The 10,931-nt window shown below is 39.6% G+C and carries 12 protein-coding genes; 7 read left to right on the top strand and 5 right to left on the bottom strand.

Annotation, left to right across the window (positions count from 1 at the left end; all coding sequences use genetic code 11):
- Window positions 1–2,754 (top strand): trifunctional serine/threonine-protein kinase/ATP-binding protein/sensor histidine kinase (locus tag VE944_RS19015; protein WP_324980234.1); only part of this gene is annotated, 2,754 nt, incomplete at its 5' end.
- A 107-nt stretch (window positions 2,755–2,861) separates the two neighbouring features.
- On the opposite strand, the gene cysK is transcribed toward VE944_RS19015, so the two are convergent.
- Window positions 2,862–3,821, bottom strand: coding sequence for a cysteine synthase A (gene cysK / locus VE944_RS19010; RefSeq protein WP_324980231.1), 960 nt, complete (start codon window positions 3,819–3,821; stop codon window positions 2,862–2,864).
- A 1,015-nt stretch (window positions 3,822–4,836) separates the two neighbouring features.
- Here cysK and VE944_RS19005 point away from each other — a divergent pair.
- The 6 genes from VE944_RS19005 to VE944_RS18980 all read left to right on the top strand — a co-directional run bounded on the left by VE944_RS19005 (window position 4,837) and on the right by VE944_RS18980 (window position 8,309).
- The gene (locus tag VE944_RS19005) at window positions 4,837–5,259 is read left to right on the top strand and encodes a hypothetical protein (RefSeq protein WP_324980228.1); all 423 of its coding nucleotides are present in this window, start codon (window positions 4,837–4,839) and stop codon (window positions 5,257–5,259) included.
- A 39-nt stretch (window positions 5,260–5,298) separates the two neighbouring features.
- On the top strand, window positions 5,299–5,580 hold the full coding sequence (locus VE944_RS19000; RefSeq protein ID WP_324980225.1) for a hypothetical protein: 282 nt from the start codon (window positions 5,299–5,301) through the stop codon (window positions 5,578–5,580).
- 2 nt (window positions 5,581–5,582) lie between these two features.
- Window positions 5,583–5,894, top strand: a complete 312-nt coding sequence (locus tag VE944_RS18995) for a hypothetical protein (RefSeq protein ID WP_324980222.1) — start codon at window positions 5,583–5,585, stop codon at window positions 5,892–5,894.
- Between the two features lie 545 nt (window positions 5,895–6,439).
- Window positions 6,440–6,802 (top strand): hypothetical protein, encoded by a 363-nt coding sequence (locus VE944_RS18990; protein WP_324980219.1) that lies wholly within the window; start codon window positions 6,440–6,442, stop codon window positions 6,800–6,802.
- A gap of 135 nt (window positions 6,803–6,937) precedes the next feature.
- Entirely contained in the window at window positions 6,938–7,945 is a 1,008-nt protein-coding gene (locus VE944_RS18985) for an LLM class flavin-dependent oxidoreductase (RefSeq protein WP_324980217.1), read from the top strand.
- A complete protein-coding gene (locus VE944_RS18980; protein ID WP_324980214.1) occupies window positions 7,935–8,309 on the top strand; it encodes a hypothetical protein in 375 nt (124 codons plus the stop codon). Before VE944_RS18985 ends, VE944_RS18980 begins: the two co-directional genes overlap by 11 nt.
- Window positions 8,310–8,485: 176 nt before the next feature.
- Here VE944_RS18980 and VE944_RS18975 read toward each other — a convergent pair whose 3' ends face one another.
- The 4 genes from VE944_RS18975 to VE944_RS18960 all read right to left on the bottom strand — a co-directional run.
- Entirely contained in the window at window positions 8,486–8,860 is a 375-nt protein-coding gene (locus VE944_RS18975; protein ID WP_324980211.1) for a hypothetical protein, read from the bottom strand.
- Between the two features lie 409 nt (window positions 8,861–9,269).
- Window positions 9,270–10,112, bottom strand: coding sequence for a hydrogenase nickel incorporation protein HypB (gene hypB / locus VE944_RS18970; RefSeq protein WP_324980208.1), 843 nt, complete (start codon window positions 10,110–10,112; stop codon window positions 9,270–9,272).
- The gene (hypA, locus tag VE944_RS18965) at window positions 10,103–10,444 is read right to left on the bottom strand and encodes a hydrogenase maturation nickel metallochaperone HypA (protein ID WP_324980205.1); all 342 of its coding nucleotides are present in this window, start codon (window positions 10,442–10,444) and stop codon (window positions 10,103–10,105) included. Before hypA ends, hypB begins: the two co-directional genes overlap by 10 nt.
- A 13-nt stretch (window positions 10,445–10,457) precedes the next feature.
- Window positions 10,458–10,931, bottom strand: a 474-nt coding sequence (locus VE944_RS18960) for an AIR synthase-related protein (RefSeq protein WP_324980202.1), incomplete at its 5' end; no start/stop codon positions are given.

Raw genomic sequence — 10,931 nt, 5'->3', positions numbered from 1 at the left:
AGCGATCGCTATAAATTAGCAGCCATGAGACTTTTATCAAGCATCTTTGCGGCTGCATACATTGCTGCTCCACAACTGGTACCCTTAACGGTGTGCAAACAAGTAAATTTATCTGTCCAATATGGTAATGCTTCGGTGTCTGCGTTTGCTTATGCAAATTATGGTCTTCTACTTTGCGGAGTTGTAGGAGATATTGATTCGGGTTATCAGTTCGGTCAATTGGCTTTAAATTTGCTGTCAAGGTTCAATGCTCAAGAAATCAAAGCCAAGACAGTTGTGATGGTAAATATATTTATCCGACCTTGGAAAGAGCATCTCAGACAAACCTTAGAACCTTTGGTATCGGCTTACTCTACTGGGCTGGAGACAGGAGATTTACAATATGCTGCTTTTGGTCTAATGCTGTCCTCCTATTTTGCTTACTTTAGCGGCAAAGAGTTGACTGTCCTTGAAAGAGAGATGGCAATCAACAAAGATGCCCTTTATAAAACCAAGCAAGAAACAGCCCTTAATTATCACGAAATCTATTGGCAGGCTGTCTTAAATCTGCTCGAAAAGAGTGAAAACACTTGCTGTCTAAAGGGTAAAGCCTGCGATGAGCAGATTAGGTTGCCATTGCACCAGCAAGCGAACGACAGATTGGCAATTGCCTACATATATTGGAACAAACTTTTACTTAATTACTGGTTTGAAAATTATTCTGAAGCGATTGAAAATACTCGTTTAGCAGAGAAGTATTTAGACGCAGTGCTAGGATTGCCTCTTGTTCCTCTCTTCCATTTTTACGATTCTTTAGTACAGCTAGCGGTGTATCCCAATAGCCAAGAGTCAGAGCAAAACGCCATCCTTGAAAAAGTACAAAGTAATCAAGAAAAAATGCAAAAATGGGCGCATCATGCCCCAATGAATCATTTACATAAATTCTATTTGGTAGAAGCAGAAAGGCATCGGGTTTTAGATGAAAAAATCGAAGCGATCGAGATGTACGATCGCGCGATCGCACTTGCCAAACAAAACGAATACATCAACGAAGAAGCCCTCGCCCACGAACTCGCTGCCAAATTCTATTTGTCATGGGGTAAAGAAGCGATCGCCCAAACATACATGACAAATGCTTACTACGCCTATGGCAATTGGGGAGCGATCGCTAAAGTCAAAGATTTAGAAGCACGCTATCCTCAATTGATTGTGCAATCAAATCCAGAAAACCTACAAACGAATTATCTGCAAACTATTCAAACCCACTCTACGACTACCGGAGGCAGTCAAATTCTTGACTTAATTACGGTGATGAAAGCTTCACAAGTCTTGTCAGAAGAAATGGTGCTGAGTCGCTTGCTCGAAAAATTGATGAAAAATGTCATCGAAAATGCTGGTGCTCAACAAGGTTACTTTATTGCTAAACACAAGAAAAAATGGATGCTAGAAGCGACGGGAATAGTTGTAGGTAAGGAGGTTAGTGTTGTTGTTAACGCAGAAGATAAAACTAATTCACCTTTACTCCCGGTTGGCTTATTAAATTATGTCGAAAGAACCAGAAACAATTTGGTTTTAGGCGATGCTGTTAAAGACTCTCGTTTTGCAGCTGATGCTTATATCACCACTTACCAATCTAAGTCCATTTTGTGTTTACCATTGATTCACTCTGGCAAGTTTACTGGTATTCTTTATCTAGAAAATAATCTCATTTCTGGTGCGTTTACCCCAGAACGGGTAAATGTGCTGAGTCTGTTGATAGCACAAATTTCGATTGCGATCGATAACGCTCGTCTCTACACCAACCTACAAGCTTACTCGGAACGACTAGAAGCTAAATCACAAGAACTCGAAGCTAATAATGAAGCTTTGCAAGCATCCGAAACGCGAGAGCGAGAAAAAGCGGAACAACTCGAAAAATCTTTCCATAAATTACAACAAACTCAGGCTCATCTGGTGCAGACTGAGAAAATGTCAAGCTTAGGGCAACTAGTGGCTGGCGTTGCCCACGAAATCAACAATCCAGTCAATTTTATCTTTGGCAACCTAACTCATGCCAATGCCTACACCCAAGATGTGCTGGGACTGCTGGAACTTTATCAGAAACATTACCCATCTCCCCACCCAGAGATTCAGGAAGAAGCGGAGGCGATCGATCTAAATTTCCTACTGGAAGACCTGCCCAAGCTACTGTCTTCTATGCGAGTTGGGGCAGACCGAATTCGGCAAATTGTCGCTTCCCTGCGAACCTTCTCACGCATGGACGAAGCCGAGATTAAAGCCGTTAATATTCATGAGGGAATTGATAGTACTCTAATGATTCTGCAACATCGCCTCAAAGCAAAGTCAGATCGTGTCGGTATCGAGTTGATTAAACATTACGGCAATTTGCCCCAAGTGGAATGCTATGCAGGGCAGCTAAATCAAGTGTTTATGAATGTGTTGAGTAATGCGATCGATGCTTTAGAAGAGTCATTAGCGGACAATCAAGGACAAATAACAACTCCAACTATTACTATTTACACTGAACAAATTGATGCTCATCAAGTTGAAATTCGGATTGCAGACAACGGTCTAAGTATACCAGAATCCATTCGGCAACGTCTGTTCGATCCTTTCTTCACTACAAAACCTGTGGGCAAAGGCACAGGTATGGGCTTGTCGATCAGTTACCAAATCGTTACCGAAAAACATGGTGGTTCACTCTCTTGCACCTCACAACCAGGCGAAGGAGCGGAGTTTCAAATCCGCATTCCAGTTTGCCAGGAAGTTAGCTAAAACGTTGCTGCTGATGTGTAGAAGCTGAAATAACATTCTTTAGTAGTTACAGCAATTTTCACTTGCATGAAGTAGGGACATACAACTGTATGCCCCTAGAACTGTCTTTAACGAACGCCAGCAGTTTCTAAGGACAAGTCTTGAAACATGGGTGTGCTGAGGTAACGTTCGCCAAAGGAAGGCTGAATCATCACGATTAAACGCCCGGCGTTTTCTGGACGTTTACCTACTTGAATTGCAGCACACAAAGCTGCACCAGAAGATATCCCAGACAATAAACCTTCTTCTTTTGCCAAACGTCGCCCATAAGCGATCGCTTGTTCATCGCTGACTCTAATTACTTCATCAACCAATTCTAGGCGGAGAACATCAGGGATAAATCCGGCCCCAATACCTTGAATTTTGTGTGGCCCGGCTTCACCGCCGGAGAGAACTGGGCTGTTGCTGGGTTCAACTGCGATCGCTTGAAAAGTCCGTTTGCGCTGTTTGAGTACTTCCGCAACCCCAGTAATCGTCCCACCAGTACCTACCCCAGCAATGACAATATCCACTTCCCCGTCTGTATCTGCCCAAATTTCTTCGGCGGTGGTTTCTTGGTGAACTTTGGGATTAGCAGGGTTGCGGAACTGTTGCAACATAAAAGCATCAGGAGTATTAGCCACAATTTCTTCAGCTTTGCGAATAGCTCCCCGCATTCCCTCAACGCCTGGTGTCAATTCCAAAGCTGCACCATAAGCTCTAAGCATAGCCCGTCGTTCTTGGCTCATTGTCTCTGGCATTGTCAAAATCAAACGGTAGCCACGCGCTGCTGCTACCATCGCTAGAGCAATTCCTGTATTACCAGAGGTAGGCTCAACTAAAATCGTCTTTCCAGGAGAAATTGAGCCAGCAGCTTCTGCTGAGAGTACCATACTTAAGCCAATGCGGTCTTTCACCGAAGCTGCTGGGTTCATCCCTTCTAATTTGACAACTATCCTTGCTACTACTCCTTCAGCTTGAGGAATCTTGTTCAGTTGAACTAAAGGAGTTCGTCCAATCAGTTCTGTTATGTCTTGAGCAATCCGCATTATTTAACTCCTAAAATCCTAAATCTTAGTACAGAGTATTTACTTGTAACAATAAGCTTTTGTGTATTTAATTTGTAGTGTAGTGTCAATGACTGCATATACTATGTATTCTAACTAAATCACAAAATATGAAAGTTTAGGAAGAACCTTTATCAGATGTTCCCATTGATTCTCACTTTAGCAGAGGGCTAGCTTGCCATACTTATATTTTACCATTTGGAATTGCTGACTATTGCTTATTGGGCATAAATTCTGTATATATGCATAATTTTTACCATTATTTTCAATCTCCTCTATATGTTATAGAAATCTAATTTACTTTCACAACATTTAATTGTTTTTCCTAATTTATTAGTCTATCTTTATCAAAAGACATTGATATTTTCTTTTGAGTGCAGTTTTTGTTTACTCAAATTTGCATCAGAAACAGTCCTTAATCATTGCCTACACTGCTTTGAGGTTGAGTGCAGAAATACCAGAACCCCACCTCGTAAACACTAGAACCCCGTCCTAAAAACACTAGCACCCATACCCCAATTAATTTTTGTAAGACTTATTGGGCAGGAATTACAGGCTTTGAGTACTATTCTAATGAATTTAATAATCTTAACGGGGCTAGGGTAAACTGTTTTGTGGAGAGCGGCTGATATAAATCGTATAGGATTTACGCAGAGATTCCCCTCTACCCCCCAACATTCCTGAGCGAAAGCTTAGTGAACTAGGGGGGACTTCTTAATCTCTCTTTTGATAAGAGGATGAAATCACATTCTCTGAATCTGAGTGCGTTATTTCTGACTGATTAATCCTACGTTTTGTGAAAAGCTTAGTAACTTTTCAGTGGTCAGTAGTCAGTAGTAATTATAAAAATGACTGACAACTAACGATTGTAAAACTACCGTTTACACATATTTTAATATCGAACCTGTTTGAAAAGTAGAAATATATAGCTACTTAAAATAAACAGCAAAAGATATTTTCTTGCTGAGTGCATACTACCTAGCAAGGGAGAGCCGAGATGAAAGCCAAACTTTTAAATCTTCTCACAGTTTGCGTAGTTACCTTAGTAGTGCTTTCCCCAGGAGTAGTAGTATTTGGCATAGTTTGGGAACGACATTTGGAGTTAGTAAAATCCCAGAATTTAGCCTGCGAAGTTAACAAGACTAGTAGGAATGCTCCTACCTTGGCTCCCCGGACAGAGGGTACACATTCCCCTCAGACTAGCATCAAATCCTCTGACCGTAATGTGATTCATCAAATGCTGACTGTTGCTGAACAATATAAATTTGCCACGATCCTACAATGGTTCTTCTTGCTAACCCCTATTTGTGTTGGGTTAGGGATTCTTTTTTACGACAGATATCTTGTTCATCGTGCTGCTGTTTTAAAAGAACAAGTTGAAATGTTGGAAAGGCTGTGGCAGCAAAGTATCGAACAGTAACCAATTCACACTTAACTCACTAAAATCAGGAAGCTTACTATGTCAGAAGAACGCCAAAAACTGTATTTCAATCTGATTGATGAGCTACTCAAATGTCCTAATGGTCAAGAACCAGAAGTTTTGGAAAGTAAGCCAGAATTGATTGATTCTGGATTTGTAGAAACAATGCTACAAGTAGCGACTATGTTTGCCCATGAAGGCAATCAAGATGGTGCTAAGTTTTTATTTTTTGTAGCGCGTGAGCTAGCTAAAGAACTGGGTTTATACCCAGAAGTTTCCAATCCTGAAGTTGCAAACACCGAAGCCGCAAATAAGGAGTAAAAATGCTGTTGACTTCAACGGATGCAGGACAAATAGCTTTAGAACTGCTGATGGCAGATTGGAATATTTCAGAAGAGAATCGGGAGTGGTTTACAATCTTCAACTCTCGTCTGATTGGCGAGAGTTGGTACACTGTAGAATTAGGTGTAGAAGGATTTCCCGATCGATGGTTTCTTCAAGTATATGACAATGGAGTGTGTGATCCAAACTACACATTTCTATCACCAATCCGTGGTTATGAAGGATTTACGGACTTTGGAAATGTGCCGGATATTATAGCAGAAGTCTTAGTTTGTGAACGCAATGCTCGATAATAATTAAAAAGACAAAATTTAGAATTCAATATTAAGATATGCTATTTAAATGCATTTTATTTGAATTCATAATTTTCGAGATTAGAGTATTTGGGTGCATCTTACCTTTGCAAATATCCGTGCCGATAAAATCTTTGTTTGGTGTTGCTTTCCCGCCCGGCAATAAATTGATTGCTCATAGCTAAAGTGCGTTTCAACGCACTAAAATCAAAATTGATTTGGACTGATGAGTTAGATTCTCTATTAATTCGCCCTAGGGATATTGAAACCAATACTTTGATGATATCAGGCTAATTAAAGCCACATCCCTGACGATGCCCTGAGAAAGCCCTTAGCTGGGCGTGATTTCTCTTAGACTAATAACTAATGACTAATAACTCTGGCGTTGCGGTTTGATATTTAAATATAAAGATGCTTTACGCAAATCTGAGGTGATACTAAACAATGTATGCCTCTTTTTCTTGTAATATTTAATATTTTATTTAAGCCTAATAGGCTATTTTGTCATGTTTAATTGGTAAAATTATGTTATATTAAATAGCGTGATGGACGCTACAGAAATATCAGTTCCAATGATTGCTGAAGATATCTTAGCCAAAGAATTCACAAGAGTCCTCAATGACTACTACCCAAAAGTTGGGGAATTACTAGACGGGTGTTATGTGAAAGTCATCACCTGTTTTTGGGGACGACCTGCTAGACGCTTGCAATATATAGGAATTTATTGCTCTGCCGAAATGATTTCCTGTGTGCAAGCCCACAAAGAAATACTCAGAGAAGTAGCAGACAACATGGGTTTAGTACAGGTAGTCCGCATGAATGCCAAACGATTATTGCGCGACCCGATGTCGAACATCAAACACAATAACCCACGTCTATGGTTGGAGTTACAGTGGGTTGCAAATTAGTCTTTGATCGCATTAATGGAGAGGAGTAAAGGTGTTTGTAGTAAAAACTTTAGTCCTCAAATATTTAAGCACTAAAGTGCTTACTACGAACCTATCGACCACTAGAATAGCCAGCACAAAGTATTAACGCAAGTAATGAAAACTGGAATTTTCTGCAATTACGATAATCATCACCAAGATGCTCGTCGTGCCATCTTTGAGCAAGTCGCGCTGATAAAACAGGCAGAAAGTTTAGGTTTTGAAGAAGCCTGGGTGAGTGAGCATCATTTTAGTGAATCCAATCTCAGCCCCTCCATGTTGCTGTTAATGGCACATTTGGCAGGGCTAACTTCAACTATTCAATTAGGCACTGCGGCGGTGTTACTGCCATTCCATAACCCGATTCGGGTAGCGGAAGATATCGCCACCTTGGATAACCTGTGCAATGGACGATTATTATTTGGAGTTGCCAAAGGCGGCCCCTTTCCCCAACAAAACAAGCATTTTGCGACACTCCCAAGTGAAGCACGCCCTAAGACGCTAGAGGCGATCGCACTGATTCACAAGCTTTTATATGAAACTGATGTATCATTTAATGGCAAGTATTATCAATGCGATCGCTTAACAATTTACCCAAAACCATTGCAGAGTCAAATACCATTGTATGTTGCCACTGGCGGCGATGATGGTATCGAGTTTGCTGCTAAACATTCCTTCAGCTTGATGGGTGGGCCGCCATTCTCCCTACAGAGATTGAAGGATACTGTTGCTAAATATCGAGCCTTAAATTCTAGTGGTGCGGAAAATTTCGTGCTGGCACGCTTTTTTTATGTTGGCAAAACATTTGATGAGGCAGTGAGTGAGGCACTACCTTTCATCCGCCAATTTAGCAAGAAAATGACAGCTAATTCGGCTGAAGTATTACAGAATAGTGCGAATCCCAACCAAAAACCATTCGATCGCACAAACATTTGTTTCGACGAAGATTATTTGATTGAGAATTCAATTATTGGTGATGTGGAGACTTGTCGAGACAAAATCAAGAAATTTCAAGACGAATTAAATTTAGGTACGTTAGCACTCAAACCCTCGTCTTCGGATATGCAAAAAAACCTGGATAGTTTGACGCGCTATAACCAAGAGGTGCGAAATTATGTCTTCTAAACTATATCTGCTTCCTCCCGATGATTTACCTCCATCTGAGGTAACAAAAGAGGATGGAATGCTGCAAATGGAGCTAGAACAGTCTACAGGTAGATGCTTTTATCTAGCCTGCGATCGCATTACGCGAGTCCTGTTGTCTAATTGTCAGTGGTATCTCACAACAAATGCTAGTATTTTAACATTAATTGTTGACTGCCCTGACTTAGTATCTTACTGGCATATAGTCAGCAATATTGCCCAGTTGGGTAATAGGTTAGAGCGGTTTGCTAGCAATGGGAAAATCCGCGTTTATCCGCCATTTGGCAAGGGGATGCCATTTGAAATCAGCGTAAATGAAATCTCAGCTTATCGAGATTGGCTTTGAGGTAAATAGAAACTGGGAATCACACAAAATATAGCTGTCTTACACCCTGTACTCCTAAAGTGCAGGGTGTTGCAATTTTAAAAGAGTTACAATATAGTATGTGTTTACTTTATATGTCAGATAAATAGGTATTTAAGGCTGGATAAGTACCGTAATAAGGAGGTTTAAGAGGCTAACTAAATTTTAAATTTTTCCTTTAAAATCTTTCTAAGCACGTTGCTTGCTCTTTCTATAAAGTCTTCTTCTGCCTCGGTTTCATTTGGTTCACCAATTTCTTTACTTAAAGAAGAAATGACTTCTTTTGAGGTTGCATATTCCGAAACTTCCTTGCTAAACTTTTCATTTTTACTTTGTGTAGCATCAAGCCCGAATAATGTAGCTGCAAGAGGTGCAATAGTTAGTTGAGTAGCAGCAGTAATGGAGGATTGTATTGTAGATATATTAATGTCTTCAGAGTTATTTTTAATTTTTGTATCTGCTTGTAAAAAATCTTCAAAGTTGAGATTTTCTAAATTATTTTGAATAGTAGAGTCTTCTAAATGATTTTCCATGTTATTCAAATTATATTGACTAAATATTTTTGTTCTTGCGCCAATACCTGTAGTAATTACGAAATACTTCTGTAAACTCTTTAACTATCAACTCAATAATTTCTTTTTTAAGGCTATCAGGCAGTTTTTCCCATAACGAAAATAACCATTTAAAAAAAGTGAAAATCAGAGAAAACATAACCAATTGATAATTTAAGTTTATTTGTAACAATGCTCAAAATAAATCTACAAAAATAATATGTATAATGCCCATAGTATTTTTACTGAAATACTATCAACTAATTCGCCTTGTCCGGGAATGCAGAAGGGGAGTTACAAAAGGATGTTTCGCGCAGGTAGTGATGTCCACGGCGCAATGCTTTACCAATTTTATCGTGACGGTTGCGGATACGTGTGATCGCTTTAGCAGTTACACAGGAAATGGTATTAATAAGTCTGCGACCTTTTCAGCTAGCCATTTATACCAATTATCTAACCCTACGCCAATAGTTGTGGAAACCTGAAAAATCTGAATCTGGGGATTCACCTGTATAGCATATTCGATGCATTTTTGGACATCAAAATCTACATAAGGTAGCAAATCAATTTTCGTGAGAATCATGATATCACTAGCACGGAACATGTGCGGATATTTTAGCGGCTTATCTTCTCCCTCTGTAACGGAGAGAATCACGACTTTTGCATTTTCTCCCAAATCAAATAAAGCTGGACAAACCAAATTTCCGACATTTTCAATCATCACAACTGAATTCAATGGCGGATTCAGTTGTTGTAAACCTCTGTCGATCATTGATGCATCTAAATGACAACCTGTTCCGGTATTGATTTGGATGACTTTAGAACCTGTTTCTTTAATTTTTTTGGCATCGTTAGCAGTTTCTTGGTCGCCTTCAATGACACTGATAGATAATTGATGCTTTAAATCATTGATGGTTTGTGTCAAAAGAGTTGTTTTCCCTGCACCGGGAGAACTCATTAAATTTAAGGCGAGAATATTTCGACCTTTAAACCATCCCCGATTTTGGGCAGCGATTAAATTATTTTTTGCTAATATATCCTGCTCTAAAGATATCGTTGTATTGTGTATTTTGGCATGAATTTGAGGCGCTTCTATATGAGTGTCCTGATTGTGGGAATGAGTGATGACACTTCCATCTGGTAAAGTGTGAGTATGATTATGTTCAGCTTCATCTGTTTCCAGATTTGTAATTTTGAATTTGCCATCATCAGAACAACCACAAGTTACACACATAATTCCTCGATTTCTATTTCTTTAATTTTAAGTTCTTCACCAGTAATTAAATCTAATTGCACGCTACCACAATTACAAATTCCAAATGGTTTATCTAAATAAACTTCTGCACCACATTGGCGACATCGCCCTAAGCCAGGAATTTCCAAAATTTCTAACGTCGCCCCTTCTAAAACTGTACCTTGAGTGCAAATATCAAAACAAAATCGTATAGCCTCGGGCATTATGGCTGAAAGTTTGCCGATTTCTAATAAAACTCGCTGCACTTTTGCACCCTTGGCGTGTTCAGTTACAATTGCCACAATATTTTGGGTAATTCCAAGTTCGTGCATACTATAAAATTTATTAACAAATTCGTGGTAATTGGTCGCCTACCAACATATCAACAATTCTTTCAGCACCAAAAACTGTTTTTAACAATACAATACCTGGGGGTGAAGGAATAACTTCGCCAATAATACAAGCATCTTTGCCTGCTGGGTGTGATTTCATAGCTGATAAAACGTTTTCAGCATTCTTTTTTGGAACCACTACAACTAACTTACCTTCATTAGCTAAATACAATGGGTCTAAACCGAGTATTTCGCAAACTCCGTTAACTTCTTCCCGCACTGGAATAGATTCTTCGTAAAGGCGAATTCCCACATTTGAACTGAGGGCAAATTCATTTAAGACTGTCGCTAAACCACCGCGTGTAGCATCTCGCATAGCATGAACTTGGGGACATACATGGAGAATAGTTTCTACTAAGCTATGCAACGGCTGACAATCACTTTCAATATTAGTGTCTAAGGCTAATTCTCCACGGGCAATTAAAAT

Source organism: Nostoc sp., from assembly GCF_035638895.1.
Lineage (GTDB): Bacteria > Cyanobacteriota > Cyanobacteriia > Cyanobacteriales > Nostocaceae > Nostoc.
This window is presented reverse-complemented; position numbering and strand designations above follow the sequence as displayed.